The 17908-nt window shown below is 46.8% G+C and carries 16 protein-coding genes; 6 read left to right on the top strand and 10 right to left on the bottom strand.

All coding sequences use genetic code 11. From position 1 onward, the window contains the following. Nucleotides 1–148: 148 nt before the first annotated feature. The 10 genes from FYJ39_RS03445 to FYJ39_RS03400 form a co-directional block, all read right to left on the bottom strand. A complete protein-coding gene (locus tag FYJ39_RS03445) occupies nt 149–1027 on the bottom strand; it encodes a transporter substrate-binding domain-containing protein (protein ID WP_154471049.1) in 879 nt (292 codons plus the stop codon). 11 nt (nt 1028–1038) lie between these two features. Beyond that, on the bottom strand, nt 1039–1815 hold the full coding sequence (locus FYJ39_RS03440; RefSeq protein ID WP_154471048.1) for an amino acid ABC transporter ATP-binding protein: 777 nt from the start codon (nt 1813–1815) through the stop codon (nt 1039–1041). A 6-nt stretch (nt 1816–1821) separates the two neighbouring features. Next, complete coding sequence (locus FYJ39_RS03435) at nt 1822–2496, bottom strand: amino acid ABC transporter permease (RefSeq protein ID WP_154471047.1); 675 nt, start codon at nt 2494–2496, stop codon at nt 1822–1824. Then, nucleotides 2477–3124: an amino acid ABC transporter permease gene (locus FYJ39_RS03430; RefSeq protein ID WP_456236679.1), complete on the bottom strand. Its 648-nt coding sequence runs from the start codon at nt 3122–3124 to the stop codon at nt 2477–2479. The genes FYJ39_RS03435 and FYJ39_RS03430 overlap by 20 nt, the downstream gene beginning before the upstream one ends. A 45-nt stretch (nt 3125–3169) precedes the next feature. Further along, complete coding sequence (locus tag FYJ39_RS03425; RefSeq protein ID WP_154471045.1) at nt 3170–4450, bottom strand: O-acetylhomoserine aminocarboxypropyltransferase/cysteine synthase family protein; 1281 nt, start codon at nt 4448–4450, stop codon at nt 3170–3172. 350 nt (nt 4451–4800) lie between these two features. Continuing rightward, the gene (locus FYJ39_RS03420; protein WP_154471044.1) at nt 4801–5595 is read right to left on the bottom strand and encodes a sulfite exporter TauE/SafE family protein; all 795 of its coding nucleotides are present in this window, start codon (nt 5593–5595) and stop codon (nt 4801–4803) included. A 37-nt stretch (nt 5596–5632) separates the two neighbouring features. Then, entirely contained in the window at nt 5633–6790 is a 1158-nt protein-coding gene (gene nagA, locus FYJ39_RS03415; protein ID WP_287847793.1) for an N-acetylglucosamine-6-phosphate deacetylase, read from the bottom strand. A gap of 138 nt (nt 6791–6928) precedes the next feature. Further along, a complete protein-coding gene (locus tag FYJ39_RS03410) occupies nt 6929–8422 on the bottom strand; it encodes a lactate racemase domain-containing protein (protein WP_154471043.1) in 1494 nt (497 codons plus the stop codon). Nucleotides 8423–8434: 12 nt separating this feature from the next. After that, nucleotides 8435–9271, bottom strand: a complete 837-nt coding sequence (locus tag FYJ39_RS03405) for a triose-phosphate isomerase (RefSeq protein WP_154471042.1) — start codon at nt 9269–9271, stop codon at nt 8435–8437. Nucleotides 9272–9296: 25 nt separating this feature from the next. Further along, complete coding sequence (locus FYJ39_RS03400; RefSeq protein WP_154471041.1) at nt 9297–10487, bottom strand: diphosphate--fructose-6-phosphate 1-phosphotransferase; 1191 nt, start codon at nt 10485–10487, stop codon at nt 9297–9299. A gap of 299 nt (nt 10488–10786) precedes the next feature. On the opposite strand from FYJ39_RS03400, the gene FYJ39_RS03395 reads away from it, so the two are divergent. From FYJ39_RS03395 to FYJ39_RS03370, 6 genes are all read left to right on the top strand, one after another. Then, entirely contained in the window at nt 10787–11857 is a 1071-nt protein-coding gene (locus FYJ39_RS03395; protein WP_154471040.1) for a LacI family DNA-binding transcriptional regulator, read from the top strand. Nucleotides 11858–12856: 999 nt separating this feature from the next. After that, nucleotides 12857–14770 carry a BglG family transcription antiterminator gene (locus FYJ39_RS03390; RefSeq protein WP_154471039.1) on the top strand — a complete coding sequence of 638 codons (1914 nt, stop codon included), beginning with the start codon at nt 12857–12859 and terminating at the stop codon, nt 14768–14770. A gap of 23 nt (nt 14771–14793) precedes the next feature. Further along, complete coding sequence (locus tag FYJ39_RS03385; RefSeq protein ID WP_154471038.1) at nt 14794–15228, top strand: PTS sugar transporter subunit IIA; 435 nt, start codon at nt 14794–14796, stop codon at nt 15226–15228. Between the two features lie 33 nt (nt 15229–15261). Beyond that, nucleotides 15262–15549 carry a PTS sugar transporter subunit IIB gene (locus tag FYJ39_RS03380; protein ID WP_154471037.1) on the top strand — a complete coding sequence of 96 codons (288 nt, stop codon included), beginning with the start codon at nt 15262–15264 and terminating at the stop codon, nt 15547–15549. A 19-nt stretch (nt 15550–15568) separates the two neighbouring features. Beyond that, nucleotides 15569–16843 (top strand): PTS ascorbate transporter subunit IIC, encoded by a 1275-nt coding sequence (locus FYJ39_RS03375; RefSeq protein WP_154471036.1) that lies wholly within the window; start codon nt 15569–15571, stop codon nt 16841–16843. A 104-nt stretch (nt 16844–16947) separates the two neighbouring features. Then, nucleotides 16948–17691, top strand: a complete 744-nt coding sequence (locus tag FYJ39_RS03370) for an SIS domain-containing protein (protein WP_154471035.1) — start codon at nt 16948–16950, stop codon at nt 17689–17691. Nucleotides 17692–17908 lie beyond the last annotated feature (217 nt).

The following is a 17908-nucleotide window of genomic DNA, read 5'->3' as shown; positions in this document are numbered from 1 at the left end:
TCTATCCCACCGTCCTCCATAATCAGGAACAGCTGTGTGGAACCTTTGCTACCACTTTTATCAGCTTGAAGAACTTCCAAGCTTTTGGTAGCTTATGCTTCCCCCTCCGTAACTCTGTACGAATGGTACGGAGCAATTAGGATATATATTATTGATTAACTACGCCCCCTTCCACAACAAGGCTGTCCTCATAATCACTGCCATAGGTGTCAACCAGCGTCGCCTCATAGTTTGCGTGGAAGAACTGCTCATCCCCAAGACGTTTTATCTCTTCGTTGATCCAATCCAGCAGGGTGCTGTTGCCCTTGGAAACTGCAGGAGCGATTGTGTCCTGACTGCCAAGAGAGGGTATCCCAACCGTATATCCATGGTTTTGCAATGCAAAGGCGATAACCTCCGTGTTATCATTGGCCCATGCCACGGCATTGCCATTCTCCAGTGCGTTTTTTGCATTTGCATAGGTATCATATTTTTGAAGGGTAATATTAGGATAATTTTTAGTCAGATATGTCTCCGCCGTAGTGCCGGAAATAACGATCATCGCATCTTCATCCTTCCAGTTATCCAGAGTCGTAATTGTATTGGCAGCAGGAGATACCACTCCCAGAGCAACCTTCATATAAGGAAGGGCAAAATCCACTTCCTCCGCCCGCTCCTCAGTAACCGTAAAATTCGCGAGAATGACGTCCACCTTGCCCGTCTGAAGATACTCGATGCGATTTGCTGCTTCTGTGGAAACAAAATTTACGTTTACGCCAAGATCCGCTCCGATTCGGTTGGCAAAATAAACATCATAGCCTTGGTATTCTCCATTTTCATCTACAAAGCCAAATGGATTCTTATCAGAAAACACGCCGATATTGATGGTTCCAGCTGCCTTAATTTCATCCAGCGTGCGATAAACCACATGACTGCCGCCCTCTGAGGCGCTGCCTGCACCTTCGGGGCTGCTGCTTTTGCAGGCAGACAGCGAAAACGCCAGGATGATAGAAAAGGTCAGCGCTGTAAGTCTCCTTAATTTCTTCATAATATTCCTCCTCATTCAGCTAAAGCCCCCTTACCATGGGCCTTCACTGTTTCAAATTCAAACGTATGTAAAAATTTTCTTGCCCGTTCTGTTTTGGGCCGCACAAAAAATTCCTCCGGCAGAGTATCCTCTATGACCTTCCCACCGTCCAGAAACAAAATCCGATCCGCCACAGCTCTTGCAAACTGCATCTCATGGGTTACAATTATCATCGTTTTTCCGGCAGCTGCCAGACCAAGCATCACGTCCAGAACCTCACGAACCATTTCCGGGTCAAGAGAAGCTGTGACCTCGTCAAAAAGCAGCAGCTCCGGCCCCATACAGAGTGCTCTGACAATGGCTGCCCTCTGCTTTTGTCCGCCTGACAGTTCCCTGGGGTAGCTGCCGGCCTTTTCCTTAAGGCCAACCCGCTCCAGGAGGGCATATGCCTCCTGACGAACCTCATCCTTTTTCCGCTTCTGTACCTTACAGGGAGCAAGCATAACATTATCCAGCACAGTCAGGTGAGGGAACAGCTCATAGCTTTGAAACACCATACCGATCCTCTGCCGAAGCTCTGCCAGCTTCTTAGCGCCTGGATTCACAATCTCCTCATCCAGTCTGATTTCGCCCTCCTGAATCGGCTCCAGCGCATTGATACACCGCAGCAGGGTACTCTTTCCGCAGCCGCTGGGTCCCACCACCACAATGACCTCTCCCTGACGAACCTGAAAATCAATGTGATCCAATACCTTGCTTTTCCCATAGCACTTGGTAAGGTTTTTTACAGATAACAGCATTTCACTCATAAGGCTTCATCTCCATTTTTGTTCCAGATATTTTGCAAACAGGCTGATGGGCCAGCAGGCAAGAAAATATAAGATAAATATAAAAAGATAAACTCCAAAAGCCGCGTTGGGACTGGACATCCGGTTTGCTTCTATTATCTGCTGCGCCACTTTCAGTACCTCCACCACTCCGATCATCAGAACCAGACTGGTTGTTTTAATCATTCGGGTGATCAGATTCATCGACAGAGGAATCAGTCTACGTACAGCCTGGGGAATGATAATATACAGATAAGTCTGTACTTTTCCAAGGCCCAGGGCTGCGCTGCTTTCGTATTGGTGAACAGGGATAGAGAGCAGCGCACTGCGCACCAGATCGCTCATTTCCGCAGTTCCCCACAGGGTAAATACAATGACAGCTGCCATTTCTCCCGTGAGATTCCAGCCAAAGGCTCTGGTTGTTCCAAAATAAAGGAGAAACAGCAAAACCATCTGCGGAAGGATTCGGATCGTCTCCAGATACACTCTCAGCCCCCCTCTGATTATAGGATTCCTCCATGTCATCAGCGCTCCCAGCAGTATTCCAAGGGGAATGCTAAGAGCCACAGAAATCAGGCTAATTTTAAGCGCTACCCCCAGACCTCCCAGAAGCCTGACCAGATTCTTCCCTTTAAGCAGCACGTCAAGTCCCAAATCCGGCATAGCGCAGCCTCCTTTCCAGGAAACTCCCCAATATAGAAACTGGAAGCAGAATCATCAAATAAAACACAACTAAGAGAAACAGGCTCTCTGTTGTTTTATAATACAGGCCAATTAAATCCTTGGCTGTAAACATCAGATCCATCAGGCTGATTGCGCTGAAAACACTGGTCTCTTTCAAAAGGAAAATCACATTTGCAGCAAAAGCAGGAACACTAATGGAAACAGCCTGGGGCAGAATAATATACCACATTGCCTGAAACCGGCTCATTCCCAGACTGTAAGCACATTCTCTTTGCATATCCGGTATTGCCTCCAGCCCGCTTCGGAAGGCTTCCGCCATGTATCCCCCTCCCAGAAAGGTCAGGCCCGCTATACCACAGGCTGCAGCCTCTGTCGGTATTCCAAGCTTTGGTATTCCATAATAGATAAAGAACAGCTGAATCAAAAGGGGCGTATTACGGCTTAACTCAACATACACAGACACAACCCTGCGAAGAACCGGAATTTTAAAATATTGAATCAATGCGCACACAAGTCCAAGCAGAATGGAGAAAACAACTCCCGTCAGCCCAAGCCTGACTGTCAATAACGCAGCCTTTCCATACAACGGCAGATAATCAGCCAGCACATCTATCCTCAGAATTATTTCCCCCTTTCATTCTTAATTCCACTCTTATACCGCCTGAAATCCCCGCTCCAGATCGGCGATAATATCATCAATATGTTCTGTCCCAATGGACAGGCGGATCGTATTGGGCTTGATTCCCTGATCGAGCAGCTCCTCCTGGGTTAGCTGAGAGTGGGTTGTGGTAGCCGGGTGAATCACCAGACTCTTTACATCCGCCACATTTGCCAGAAGGGAGAAAATCTTTAAGCTGTCAATAAATTTGTGGGCTTCCTCCTGACCTCCTTGAATCTCAAAGGTGAAAATCGAGGCTCCGCCCTTCGGAAAATACTTCTGATACAGGGAATGATCGGGATGGGCAGGAAGGGACGGATGATTGACATGCTCCACCTTGGGATGCTTTGCCAGATACTCCACTACCTTCTTTGTATTTTCCGCATGCCGCTCCAGACGGAGAGACAGGGTTTCAACTCCCTGCAGCAGAAGAAACGCATTAAAGGGAGAAATAGCCGCACCCGTATCGCGAAGAAGAATCGCGCGGATATAAGTCACAAAGGCCGCAGGCCCAGCTGCGTCAACAAAGGAGATTCCATGGTAGCTGGGATTTGCCTCGGCAATCGCCGGATATTTTCCGCTTGCCTTCCAGTCAAATTTCCCTGAATCCACAATCACTCCTCCAAGGGTGGTTCCATGCCCGCCAATAAATTTAGTAGCGGAATGTACAACTATATCGGCCCCATGCTCAATGGGACGAATCAGATAAGGCGTTCCAAATGTATTATCAATTACCAGAGGAAGTCCATGCTTATGAGCTAGCTTTGCAATCGCGTCAATATCAGGAATATCGCTGTTTGGATTTCCCAGGGTTTCTAGATAGATGGCCCTTGTATTCTCCTGAATTGCCTGTTCCACCTCTTCCAGCTTATGTACATCCACGAAGGTAGTGGTAATGCCAAAATGAGGAAGGGTATGCTCTAAAAGGTTGTAGCTGCCTCCATAAATGGTTTTCTGAGATACAATATGCCCGCCGTCTGAGGCAAGGGCCTCTATCACATACGAGATAGCTGCCGCGCCGGAAGCCAGAGCCAAAGCTGCTGCTCCTCCTTCCAAAGCAGCCAGTCTTTTTTCCAGAACATCCTGAGTCGAATTGGTAAGGCGGCCATAGATGTTTCCGGCATCTGAAAGATCAAATCTGGCAGCCGCATGGGCAGAATTTCTAAACACATAAGAAGTCGTCTGATAAATCGGAACCGCTCTGGCATCCGTAGCAGGGTCCGGTTCTTCCTGACCAACGTGTAGCTGCAATGTTTCAAACTTATACTCACTCATAGCAAACCCTCTTTTCTGAAATTATGATAGTCGAATTTGAGCACAAAAAAACCGAGGCTTTTTAAAGCTCCCGGGCAAATGGCAAATCTTACACTTTCTTTTAAGTGCTTTGTGCAGGCGCAAAGCAAAGTACGCCAAAGCGCCTGGCCATATTATATGCCCGGGAGATCAGCATTCGACAACAACACATGAAGCAGCTTGTGATAACTGTATGTCTAATTGCCATTGCTTTTTGCCTCCTTTTTAACGCTTTCTCAAATTCTATGGTGGTATCATACACCAATTTCCCTACTTTGTCAATAGGTAAATAGGATTTTTGCGAAATAAATCAGCAGCATCCATTCATCTCATCAGATAAACTGATAAATATTATAGATATTAATTCCAATAATCACCGCCATTAGAAAAATAAACAGCTTATCTACCACATTGGAGTCTATCTTCTTATTGATGCTTCGCCCGCTTATTCCGCCCAAAATGCCACCGATCACCATAAGCACCAGCAGCCAGAAAGAGAATTCCGGCACAGTTTTGGTAATCAGGGAATTAAGAAGGCTGGCAATTTGGGAAAACAGGATGATATACAGGGAATTCTGCGCTGCTGCCTTCGTCTCCATTGAAAAAAAATAAAACAGCGCCACCAGGTTAATAGGGCCTCCTCCGATTCCCAGAAAGGAAGAGAAAATCCCCAAGACTACTCCAATCACCACACAAGCGGCAGCGTTGGTTATGTAAAGCGTCTTAATCCGATCCTTCTTAATGGTATAAATCAATGTTCCCAGCGTAATGATGAGCAGGCAGCCTGCCTGAACCGCTCCCACCGTATCTTTATCCGCACAGCTGGCGGACACAGCCTGAAACATGGATTTGCCGGCAACGCCTCCTATGGCGGCCCCTATAGCCAGAGGCGTTCCGGTCTTAATATCAATCAGGGATTCCCCGCTCAGCTTTCCCTTAATTACAGAATAGAATGTCATAGCCAGCACCGTGCAGCCGGACAGGAAGCTAATGGTCGGAACGCTTAACACTCCAAAGGCGTCCAGAGCCGGCTTGATAATGACTCCGCCGCCAATTCCGCAGATCGCGCCGGCAATGGAGGCTCCAAAGCTCACGATCCAGAATAATATATACAAATATCCATCCATTTGCTAATCATCTCTTTCCTGTTCTTTTCTATCGTTTCTATCTGTCCTTTGTATAGCACACCTTTCCTTTGACCAGCGTGCGTACTACCTGACAGTCCTCATCCAAAAAGACCAGATCCGCGTCTTTTCCCGGTTCAATGGAGCCTACCCTGTCATAGACGCCGATGAGTCTGGCCGGGTTCTCTGTCAGCATGGGAATCAGCTCTGCCAGGGAGCGTCCCGTAAATTTCAGAAGATTCTTAAGAGCCATTCCGGTCGTCAGTGTGCTGCCTGCCCGCGTTCCGTCTGAGGCCAGCTTTGCATCCCCATCCACAACTACCACGTCATTCACTCCCAGCTTATAGCTGCCGTCCGGCAGCCCCGCAGCCATGATGGAATCCGTAACAGCTACTACACGGTTTAAGCCCTTGATCTTGATAATAAAGCGCACCGTACCCGGATGGAGATGCCTGCCGTCGCAAATTATCTCGCAGTACACGTCGTCATCCTCCAGGACAGCTCCCCATATTGCGGGAAAATGCTGATGGAGCAGCTTCATGGCATTTCCTGTATGGGTAGCTCCCAGCGCTCCATTGCGGATGGCCTTTCTGGCAGTTTCATAGCCGGCGCCCGAATGACCAATGGCTACCTGGATTCCCAGGCTCTTTATGTAAGGAATAAAATCCACAATCCCTTCCACCTCAGGCGATACGGTGATGTAGCGCACCTCGCCCTCCGCTTCCTCCTGATACGCCTTTAAAAGCTTCATATCAGGCTTTTTTAACAGATGCTCCGGCATTGCGCCCTTATAAGCCGGACACAAAAAGGGTCCCTCCAGATGAATTCCTACCAGTTCCGCCCCCCTGTGCTTAAGCTTCTTCCATTCCTTATACATGCGGATGGCATGCATTGTATGTTCTTCCGTGTCCGTCAACACAGAACAAAGCCAGCTGGTCGTCCCCTGAGAGGCAAAAAACCGGCAGATTTTCTCAAAGCCCTCTGCGTCGGCTCCATTTACATCTACTCCCACCGCACCATGGGTATGAATATCGAAAAAGCCTGGCGCCACTCGTTTTCCTTCCCCGTCAATAACCTCATCACAAGCTTCTCCCTGACAATCCCCCATACGTGAAATTTTTCCGTTCTCTAGCAGAAGCTCCAGAGGCTCAAAGCGATGGTTATGATATACGGATACATTTTTAATTAATGTCTTCACAAAAATACCCCCTTTCAGGCAAATTTTTAAAAGCCTGCTCCGGTTCACTTTCTTACCGAAGCGCAGCTGCTTTCCCAGTCATAAGCAGGACGACGCCAATAGCCCGGAGCTGCTTAATAGGCAGCTCCGGGACGTATATCATCCATGCATATGAGCGGCACAGGCACAGTCCTCTGCCCCTTTGCCGTCGTATACCTCGTTCTTCATCATCAGATGAACGGCGCTTAGCTTGAAGGTCTGGGGAAGGGCAAGAATATTTGGATTAGGCCCTACAAATTTCTTCTTCGCATCCTCCAAGGCCTCCTCAATGGTGGCCCTCGTCTTTAAGCCCATACCTCTTGCGTAGCCCGGCTCCTGAGCCCCGCAGATATAAATGGCGGATGTATTCATCTCCGCTATATGTCCGCAGCTGATCATGGAGAAGCCATGGAAGGGATGGAAAGCGTTGCAGTAACGGTATTTTCTGATGTATTCCTCATTGGTCGCGAAATACTCGCCATAGCGGTTCATATCTGGCAGCGTATTCATGTAGTCATGCTGGAACATCTCATACATCTCTCTGGTATATGGCCACAGCTCATCATGGAAATAGCCGTTACAGATGGATGAGCAGATGATCACGCAATGATCGCTCATAATTCGCTTATGTCTGATAACCTGTGCGGAAATCGCCTGCATCAGCATAATCGGGTTCGTTCCCATTCCTTCTCCGTAATGGAAGAACTGCGGTGCGCCAAAGATCATTACGTCATACTTTTTCTCAGCCCAAGGAACATAGGTCCTCTTATCAGCCGCTTTCCAGGAATGAGGCTGCATTACCTTTGCATATCCGCTGTTAATTTCGATCTGCCGGGATCGGGTGTCCAGCACCGCGTCACAGCAAAAAAACTTCTTGCCCATGCACTTCTCCATATGCTGGCCAATCTCATCAAACTTTGTTCTCATAAGCGACGTACCGCTGACCGGAGTAAAATCGTTCCGGTGCATGACCTCAGGAACGTGGTGGGAGGCGATGGAACGCCAGTGGGTGATGCCTGTGGAACAATGCTTATAGCCTCCTGAATAGCCGCCGTAGGGGTTCCCCTGGGTATGGCCGATCAGGATGGCGACATCGCTGTCATAAACATATTTGTTCATCAGGACAGGATCGCCCCTGCCGGTTGTTCCCAAATCCACAAGATGCTCATAGTCCTCACTGTCATGGTTGATGATCTGGTGCGTATGCCAAAAGGCGTGAAACAGTTCATCACCCAGCACATTATGGATTTCCTGCTCCGTATTTTTTCTGTGAAGCCCGTTGGAGCAGATGAGCAGGATATCCTTTTTGTCAACGCCTGCCTCGTACAGCTCCTGAAGGATGAGCTTAATGGCAATCTTCCTGTGAGAGGTAGGCTGCTCTCCGCCCTTTACCCGGTCCGGGAAGATGATGGTAATCTTGGAACCCTTGTGTGCCAGCTTGGAAAGAGGCTCCATACCCATAGGATTGCGGATGGACTTGAGCGTCTCCTCCACCAGCTTATCCTCAGGAATACAGGGTGGATCCGCCACTGTTTCGCCTGGGATAAATACATCTGTCGTATCCGGAAGCTCCGCTGTCATTAAGCCAGCGCCGTATTCAAATGATAACTTCATAATTGCCCTCCTTTAATAACCCATATAGGTCTTGATGATTTCCAGATATTCTTCCGGATAAAAGCCAATCTCGCCCTGAAACCTGGTCAAAGCTATGAGCCCTCCATCCATCACCGGCACGCCGGCCAGCATCCTGGCGTTATCCACCTTTAAGCCGCCCCCATATACTACATCACAGCCCTCTGTAATTTCCTTGATATAGGAGCCAATCATCGTAATATAATCCTTATCCGGCGGAATCTTGCCCGGCCCAATGGCCCAGATAGGTTCATAGGCAATTACGATCCTGCTCTTATCCACACCTTCCAGGCCAACATCGATCTGCTCCTTTAGAACCTCTTTCCATCTTTCCTGCTCCTGGGAGGACTCTCCAATACAGTATAGCACAGAAAGCCCAGCAGAAACAGCCCTTTTTATCTCCTGATTCAGAATACGGTTTACTGCCTTCCTATCCGTCACTCCAGCCTCGGCCAGGATTCCCGCCTTGTCCTTACGCTCCTCACAGTGGCCGATCATGGTGGTCGTGCAGCCGATGGCCCTTGCTCCATTAGCCGTCCGGTTGGCAGTAAACGCTCCGAAGCCACCGTCCACCGCCGTATCATCCCGATAAACGCTCTGACAGCCAACCTTTACCGGACTGTTCTCACAAAGGGCCTGGACAGCCGGAATCAAATGGGCCTCCGGGAAATATACGGCAAATTCCACGCTATCCTTCTCGTACTTTTTCAGCCGCTCCTGAATGCTGGAAACGATATAGCTTCCCCATTCCCAAATCGGAGCAATGCTGTTGACTCCTCCGTATTCCTTTGGAATATCAAACCGTTTTAAATTCAAAAAAATATGCTTCATCCTTCTCCTCTCCCTGCTCCTAGCCTCATCGTTTTTCATATTCCTCTTTAAAATCAATAAAGTCCCGTAATTCAGGCCCAATTAAGGGTCTGCACCAGCGGATAAATTCATCTGTCACGTCGTTCCCTCTCTGGTTTATGTAAGAAGCCGGAATCGTCCTCTCATACATCATTACCTCTTTGATGGGGATTGTCTCAACACGCATCTGGTAAACGCCGCCGGCCTCTTCCTTTTCCACATCACGGATAAAGCCGACCATAACGCCGCTCTTGCCTTCCATCGCGGCCTTTAAAGCCTCCCGTCCTGCAAGAATAGCCTCGTCCCTGTCAACCGGGGACTGCCATGGAATGGAAGCTCTTCCGCAAATACCCGGCTTCTCGCTTCTGGCCTTAATTCCCAGCTTTCGGATCACCAGCTCCGCCAGAAAAGCACCCACATCACCGTAATAGGTAGCCCGTTCCGTCTTAAAGATTGGAGGAACCACAGGCTCTCCCAGCTCATTCTTTAGTCCCTCGCTGACCACCACTACGACACCGCCCTTTTCCTCATAAAGCCGTTTTACATCCTCCAAAAACTCATCCTCATGAAAAGGCCTCTCCGGCAGATAGATAAGATGGGGAGCATCCCCCGGCTGCTTTCTGGCCAGCGCTGAGGCGGCTGTAATCCAGCCTGCGTTGCGCCCCATGGCCTCAAGGATACATACATGAATCGGCAGGGACTTCACATCCACTCCAACCTCGGCAGTCGTTCCCGCTATGTATCTGGCAGCGCTTCCATAGCCCGGCGTATGGTCTGTAATGGCAATATCATTATCGATGGTCTTTGGAATCCCCACCACCCGGATTCCCTCCCCCTTGCATGCCTCGTAAATGCGTCCGCAGGTATCCATCGTGCCGTTTCCACCGTTTAAAAGCACATATTGAATTTCATGCTTTTTAAATATATCCACCATGGCCTCGTAGTCCTTCTGCTCCAGCGCATACCTGGAGGAGCCGATGGACGTAGCCGGTGTTTCCAAAAGCAGCTTTAACTTTTCCTCCGGAAATTTCAAAAGATCCATAAAGCGCTCCCTCAAAATCCCCTCGCTGCCTCCTATGGCTCCATAGACCTTATCAATCCTGCCGCTTTCCCTCGCTTCTTCTATCACTCCATACAGGGAGGAATTAATAACAGCAGTGGGCCCGCCTCCATGAACAACCAATACATTTTCTGCCATGCACTTCCGCCTTTCTTTCTCTTACTGTTGCATACCTGAATGATTTGATTTTATGTTACCATATCGACAGTAATTTTTGTAAAGTTTTTTCTCAAACGTTTGCGTACAATTTTACACAAACGTTTGCGTATGCGCCTATGGTCTTTTGCGCCCTTTTCATGTATACTTAATATATACTTATAGGAAATAAAAGCAGAGAGCTGCATTCAGGTAATCGAAAGGCTCGTTGACTCAGCTTCAGGCCCTTTGTATCACATTAGATTGGCTTAGCACTACACGTAATGAAAGGAGACTGGTTTATGACATTAAAAGAAATCGCCAAGGAAGCCGGCGTATCCATCTCCACCGTTTCCAGGGTCATTAATAAAAGCAGCACAAACGCTGCCAGCAAGGAGGTTCAGGACCGAATCTGGGAAATTGTACGGCGCACAGGGTATACTCCCAACCGTATGGCCCGCGATTTAAAGCTGAAAAGCGCAGGGGCTTTAGAACCCCTCTCCCGCTCCATCGCCTGTCTATTTGCCAGAACAGAAGCTTCAAAGTCAGACCTTTTCTTTTCCAGACTGGCCCGCAGCATTGAACAGGAGGCGTTCCGGCACAATTACATACTCAAATACTCCTTCACTGCCATTGACATCCATCATCCCAGCACCTTCCGCTTTATCACAGACAACCACGTAGACGGTGTTGTGGTACTGGGACGCTGCCACAAGCAGACACTCAGCTTTCTGAAAAAACATTTCAACTGTGTCGCCTATACAGGGCTTAACAGCCTGGATGCCAGATATGACCAGGTCATCAGCGACGGCTATCAGGCCTCCCTTACGGCTATAACCCATCTTGTAAGACTGGGGCATACCAGAATCGGATATATCGGAGAAACCCAGGAGGAGGAGCGCTATACCGGCTACCGCACCGCCTTAAGCTCCCACGGCCTTCCGTTTAAAAAAGCATATGTGGCTGATGTCCCCCTTTCCCCTGAGGGAGGATACCTCGGAGTCAGGCAGCTAATTGAGCAGGGCGCGGACGTATCCGCTCTGTTTTGCAGCAATGATGTGACAGCCATCGGAGCCATGAGGGCCATTCAGGAAATCGGCTGCCGGATTCCTGAGGATATATCTATCATCAGCATTGATGACATTGACACAGCCCAGTATCTCTCACCCATGCTTACCACGATCCACATGCCGGTGGAGGAAATGGGACAAATGACAGCCAAAATCCTAATCGACCGCATCGAAGGAGGTCACCGCCTTCCTGTTAAAATGAATCTTCCCTTTTACCTTGCCAACCGGGAAAGCTGCGGCCAATTCCATGCCTCCCGCAATCTGTCAGCCCTCTTTAAGGAAAATACGGCTACAAAGAAATAGCCAATAGCGCAGAATCTATGTTCAGCTCTATTGGCTAATTTCCTCATGATCCATTAGCCCTTGCTATCCCTTCCATCTTCGCTGTTTCAGCTACAGCCTTGGCAACCACATCTGCTACTTGCCGGTTAAGAGGTAATTCCCTTATTCATGACACCTGCCATTTCCTTTGTTACCAGACCGGGACAAGAAACGCCTACAAATGCATCCGCCCCTTTCATTGCCTCTGTCAGGCTTCCATGCTCCTTGTTTCCTGTACATTATGGAAGCCTTTTTAAACTATGATTCATAGTAAAATAAAACATACAACGTATAGAAGGAAAATTTTGAATTAGGGGCTAGGAGCAAACATCTCCCATTCATTTATGGGCAGTTTTAGATTTCTGCAACGCTATGCAAGTAGGAAAAGATACGGTAGTATGCACAGCAAGTGAGTACCTACTTGCGATTTTTCTATTTTCAGATCCCTTGCCTGAAAATGAAAAATGCTTTCTGGGATAGTTCCAGACCCTTATTGAAAACGGAGGCAGTACATGGCAAACAGTCTTTTCGATACGGAAAACTTCCATGCCTATTTCAGTTCGTGGCACAGGACGGAAGGAACAGCGAATTTTCCACCCTTTTGATACAGTTTTTAAAAGTCAACAGAAAAAAGAATTTGTAAAGTTTTATATAAACTCTATTTCAATAAACTGGCACATTCTTGTCTTGTCCACGATTCGTATCATTAAATGAGCGGGGAAGCGGTCATTTTTTTTATTTCTCCTGCCCTTTGACAGTCATTCCTTTCTCATTTTCTTCGATTCTCCATAGATAAAAACCATCCTACAGCATACACTCTGACACATGTTTTTTAAATGAGCATAGGATACAAGTTTTTCAGCTGCTAGATATAGTATCTGATCCGAGATCTGATAATAAAAAAATTGCCAGAACGATTGAATACATTTTTTATTGATAAACAGGGGATTTTTATAGATAATCAGATAAAGGAGAAGCGCTATGATTACTGTTTCAAAAAGACAAAAAGAGATCCTGGAATACCTGATAAAACAGACCGATTATGTGACGATCCTCAATATTGCCATGAAATTTTCTATCAGTGACCGCACATGCAGAAATGATCTGTCATCCATCGGAGCATTTTTAAAAGAATCAGGACTTTCTCTCTCAAGAAAGACTGGGAAAGGCGTTTTTCTCAACTGTACACCCGAAGAAAAGCGAAAACTGTCTAAGCTTTTAAAAACAGCTAACACCAGGTTCTACAACAAAAAAGAACGAGAAAATCTGGTCATTGCCCTGCTGCTCATCCGTGAGACCACGACCTTCCAGGAATTGGCAAAAGTATGCCTTGTGAGCAGGCAGACTGTAATCAATCAATTTGATTCCCTGGAACAGCGGCTTCGCAGGAACACGCTGACGATCGAGAAGATACCCGGCAGAGGACTTCATTTAAAAGGTGAGGAAAAAAGTATCCGATTTCAATTTTTAGAGCTTCTTGGAATGGAGCTTTGCAAAGAAGAGATATACAATCTTTTCTCAGAGGACAAATCCATCCAGACAAATTTCCCAATTGCTGCTGCAATTGTCAATGACATCCAGGAGCTAAAAAAGATACAGTTCGTGGACTTTAAAAGAATACAGCTTATACTCTCATACACTTTAAGCCGTATTGAAAACGGTCACTCCTTGAGAAAAAATTGGGTATACAAAGATGATTCCGATCTCAAAAAAGTCATTGAACAATATTTTTCCACTGACTCTGAGCAGTACTTTATATGCTCTCTTATTCAGGCTGAGAGAACAAATCAGCCTATATTAAATACGAGCATGCAGGATGAAGCACAAATGATATCCCAGGAGCTGATCTCCTCACTGGCTCAGGTACACCCTATTGAGCGCGATTCTCTCCGTGAGATCATAGACGGATTGACCGTCCACCTAAGAGCTGCCATTTACCGCAGCCGCAGTCACATCCATATCCGCAATGAACTACTAAATGAGGTCAAAATGTCTGTCTCTTTAATGTTTGAATTTACTTTGCATGAAATGTGTAAAGTAGAAGAAAAATACGGCATTGTTTTTGATGAAAACGAAATCGCATACATTGCCATGTATCTGACTTCCATCTACGAGACAAGCATTAAGGAAGCTGTATCTCTTGATATCCTCATTATCTGCTCCTATGGAGTCGCCACAAGCGCAATGCTAAAGCTGCGTCTTGAACGTGCTCTCCCTGACTGCAATATATGGGGTCCCTGCTCACTGAGTGATGTGGATGAGTATTTGCAGGCAAACAAAATCGATCTGATTGTATCAGCCAACGATTACTCTCACGACCACATCCCAGTAATCGTTGTGGAGCCTTTATTGACTCAAAAGGATTTGGAGCAAATACGTCAAAAATTATATCACGATTCTTACTCTTTGATGTGCTCCACCTTTTTGAACTCCTACTCACTCCAAGTAGACAGACATTGCATCGGAAACTACATCTCACCTCAGGATATACAGATTCTTGATGCGTGTGATTCTTGGAACGAAGCCATACAGATCGCCTCGTCTCCTCTGCTAAAAAAGGGGGATATTGAGCAGAGGTATGTGGACGAAATGATAAATGCAGTAAACAATTACGGTACTTACATGGTACTCACCCCGGAAATTGCCTATGTGCACGCCGGAGTGAACGATGGTATCCACAGAAACTGCTCTGCGCTGCTTCTCTTAAAAAAGCCAGTGATCTTCGGCAACTTTAATAAAAAGAAGATCTATGCAGTAGTCGTCCTTGGAATAAACAATCGCAAAGAGGACAGCGATCTGATCAATCTTGCCTACATCCTTGGGAAAGAGGAAAACCTAAAACGCCTAAAAGAAAAGGATCTCACAATCAAAGACATTTTAGAACTACACGATTAACATCCATTTGAAAGGAGAAACTTATGTCAGCCAATATATCTTTAAACAATATCCTAATCGGGCAGACAGCCGCCACCTGGCAGGAAGCCATCCAGACAGCGGCAGCTCCGCTTGTCACGAACAAGTCAATCACAGAAGAGTACATTCATCAGATGATCGAGAGCGTTGATAAGCTCGGTCCATACATTGTATTAATGCCTGGCTTTGCATTGGCTCACGCTTCACCCGGAAGCTCTGTTCTCCACACAGACATATCAATTGCAACCTTCAAAGAACCGATTGATTTTCACAGTGAAAACGGACCTGTCTCCGTCGTGATGTGCCTGGCCTGCACTGACCGCACATCCCACATCAAACAGCTTCAGGGAATTGCTGAAAAGCTGATGGAGAGCAACAGTATTGATAAAATAGAAGCCTGCAAAAATAAAGAAGAATTATATTCTTTATTTCAGGAATAGAAAAATAATGAAACAAAATGGAGGTGACACATTATGAAAAAGCCAAAGATTCAGACAGTATGCGGCTACGGCTGCGGTTCTTCCCTCATGCTGCGCATGAACGTTGAGGCCATTGCAAAACAGCACAACGTAGAGATTGAAGCCTTCTGCGGAGACGTGGCAACCTGCTGCGCAAATGACTGCGATGTTATCTTTATCTCAAAAGAGCTCGCACAGCGCATTGAAGAGCGCGCAAAAGTTCCTATCGTCGTTTTCAACAACTTCATGAACAAACAAGAAGTGGAAGAGAAAACACTCGCTTATTTCGAGACATTAAAATAGTTAAGCAAAGGAGGATGTTATGGGAGTCTTCAATTTTATCATCAATGAGATTTTTGGTCAGGGGGCAATTTTTATCGCATTGATCGCATGTATTGGACTGATCCTTCAGAAAAAATCCTTTTCTGAGATTGTCCGCGGAACCGTCATGACAGCAGTCGGCTTCTTTATCCTGTCCACTGGTACAGGCCTTATCACTGGAAGTTCCATTGACGGTATATCCACCGCTTTTAACACGATTGTGCCGCAGGCAGTAGAATCAAAAACCGTTGACATCGGCACAATGTACGGCACTGAGATTGGGATCGTTATGATCGCAGCCTTTGCCATCAACCTGCTCATCGCGCGCTTCACACGCTGGAAATCCGTATTCCTGACAGGGCATATGTTATACTGGTTCCCATACGTTTTTATCGCAGCTGGAGTTGATGCAGGCCTCACAGGCGGAAAACTGATCATACTTGCCGCTGCTTTCACAGCACTTTATATGGTAGTTTCACCAAACCTTATGAGACCATTTGTAAAGAACGTAACAGGGGATGATTCCTTCACAATCGGACACCCGACAACCTGTCTGTCCGTAATTTCCGGTCTTCTCGGAAAAGCTGTGGGGAACAAGGAAAAATCTACTGAGGACCTTAATATACCCTCCTCACTTGGATTTTTGCGGGAAATTGCTATCACCGGTTCCTTCGCGATCGCGGTTACATATATTGTCATGTACTGCATCCTGATTGCCAATGGCTACGATCCAGCACAGGTATGGGAATATGCTGAGGGGAAAACCGGCATCTTTACATACATTTTCACCCACGCTATCTACTTTGGAGTTGGTATCACGATCATGCTCCAGGGCGTGCGTATGTTGATAGCAGAGATTGTTCCTGCCTTCAAAGGAATTGCAGATAAATTCGTTCCAAATGCAATCCCTGCACTCGACGTACCTGTGATTTTCCCGTACGCGCCAAATGCCCTTGTGATCGGCTTCTTAGTGGCAATGGTGACTTCAATAATTACAATTCTGCTCACTGCTGGCATGTTCCCCACCGTTGTTATTCCACTTGTCTCCACATGCTTCTTTGAGATTGGATGCGCCGCTATCATTGGAAATGCCACCGGAGGAGTGCGAGGCTGCGTGATAGGCGCAGCAGTTTCCGGTATTATCATGGTGTTCCTCGTGGGCTTTGGTTCCTATTTCTTCAACAACACGATCCAACAGTGGATGCTGGTTTATGGAGGACAGGATTTCTCCTTGTGGGGAATTATTGAAGGACTGATTGCCCGTTTAATCGGATAAGCCATATCTTATCGCGCAGAGCGCGCCCACGGGGAGCATCTGAGTTACGGGATGCCCGGATGGGTATAACATAAATTAGCTGACAATAAAAAGGTGAATATTTTATGAGTTTCAAATATATAGATCGTATTTACGAGCTTCTCAAGACGGTCGAGACCGAGGAATGTGAAAATATTAAAAAGGCAGTCGATATGCTCTATGAATGTGTGAAAAACAAATCTACCATTTACACTTTTGGGGCAAGTCATGCAGGTATCTTAAGTGAAGAACTGTATTACCGCGCTGGCGGACTTATGCTTTTTAATCCCATATTCGGAAGAGAGCTTATGCTCGATTCAAGCCCCATCACCCTGACGAGTAAAATGGAGCGCTGTACTGGCTATGGAAAAATGCTGGCAGAGAGCAAGGCCGATTTTCAATCCGGCGACGTACTGATCGTACACTCCGTGTCCGGACGAAATCCCGTAGCAATAGAAATTGCTGCCGAGGCAAAAGAAAAGAAAGCCCATGTAATCGCTGTCACCAACCTTTCCTATTCAAAATCAGTAACCTCCAGGCACCCCTCCGGGAAACGGGTATTTGAGCTTGCAGATATCATACTTGACAACCACGGTGATATCGGCGATGCCTGTGTTAAAATTAGCGGATTAGAACAGAAAGTATCACCCACATCCACCGTGATCGGAGCAGCGATGCTCAATACTATTGTAGCAGAACTTGCCCAGAAAATGGTAGATTCAGGGATCGAAAAGCCCCCAATTTTTTACAGTGCCAATCTGGACGGGGGAGATGAGAGAAATCAGAGCATGTACCAAGAGTATAGAGAAGTAATACGGTATAATTTTTAATAGAAACAGACTGCCACATTCAAGATCAGTACAGCATAAGAGAGGTGCCTTATCTAAATGGTGCGCCTCTCTTATGCCTGCTAAGTCAACTGCTGAGTAAACCAACCTCAGATTGCAGAGGAAAAAGGATAGGGGGGGTATTATGTCAGGACTGCTTGAAAAGAATCTGGCACCGGATAAGGAAACGAACGCTATGGCTTAGGTGAAGCTTATGAAT

Origin of the sequence: Clostridium porci, assembly GCF_009696375.1 — a bacterium.
Classification (GTDB): domain Bacteria; phylum Bacillota; class Clostridia; order Lachnospirales; family Lachnospiraceae; genus Enterocloster; species Enterocloster porci.
The sequence above is the reverse complement of the archived record's forward strand: the minus strand, read 5'-3'. Positions and strand labels throughout refer to the sequence as shown.

What these genes read in the sequence shown, in the direction of transcription:
- FYJ39_RS03445 (WP_154471049.1), bottom strand. Translation starts at nt 1,027, where the DNA reads ATGAAGAAATTAAGGAGACTTACAGCGCTGACCTTTTCTATCATCCTG.
- FYJ39_RS03440 (WP_154471048.1), bottom strand. Translation starts at nt 1,815, where the DNA reads ATGAGTGAAATGCTGTTATCTGTAAAAAACCTTACCAAGTGCTATGGG.
- FYJ39_RS03435 (WP_154471047.1), bottom strand. Translation starts at nt 2,496, where the DNA reads ATGCCGGATTTGGGACTTGACGTGCTGCTTAAAGGGAAGAATCTGGTC.
- FYJ39_RS03425 (WP_154471045.1), bottom strand. Translation starts at nt 4,450, where the DNA reads ATGAGTGAGTATAAGTTTGAAACATTGCAGCTACACGTTGGTCAGGAA.
- FYJ39_RS03420 (WP_154471044.1), bottom strand. Translation starts at nt 5,595, where the DNA reads ATGGATGGATATTTGTATATATTATTCTGGATCGTGAGCTTTGGAGCC.
- FYJ39_RS03410 (WP_154471043.1), bottom strand. Translation starts at nt 8,422, where the DNA reads ATGAAGTTATCATTTGAATACGGCGCTGGCTTAATGACAGCGGAGCTT.
- FYJ39_RS03405 (WP_154471042.1), bottom strand. Translation starts at nt 9,271, where the DNA reads ATGAAGCATATTTTTTTGAATTTAAAACGGTTTGATATTCCAAAGGAA.
- FYJ39_RS03400 (WP_154471041.1), bottom strand. Translation starts at nt 10,487, where the DNA reads ATGGCAGAAAATGTATTGGTTGTTCATGGAGGCGGGCCCACTGCTGTT.
- FYJ39_RS03395 (WP_154471040.1), top strand. Translation starts at nt 10,787, where the DNA reads ATGACATTAAAAGAAATCGCCAAGGAAGCCGGCGTATCCATCTCCACC.
- FYJ39_RS03390 (WP_154471039.1), top strand. Translation starts at nt 12,857, where the DNA reads ATGATTACTGTTTCAAAAAGACAAAAAGAGATCCTGGAATACCTGATA.
- FYJ39_RS03385 (WP_154471038.1), top strand. Translation starts at nt 14,794, where the DNA reads ATGTCAGCCAATATATCTTTAAACAATATCCTAATCGGGCAGACAGCC.
- FYJ39_RS03380 (WP_154471037.1), top strand. Translation starts at nt 15,262, where the DNA reads ATGAAAAAGCCAAAGATTCAGACAGTATGCGGCTACGGCTGCGGTTCT.
- FYJ39_RS03375 (WP_154471036.1), top strand. Translation starts at nt 15,569, where the DNA reads ATGGGAGTCTTCAATTTTATCATCAATGAGATTTTTGGTCAGGGGGCA.
- FYJ39_RS03370 (WP_154471035.1), top strand. Translation starts at nt 16,948, where the DNA reads ATGAGTTTCAAATATATAGATCGTATTTACGAGCTTCTCAAGACGGTC.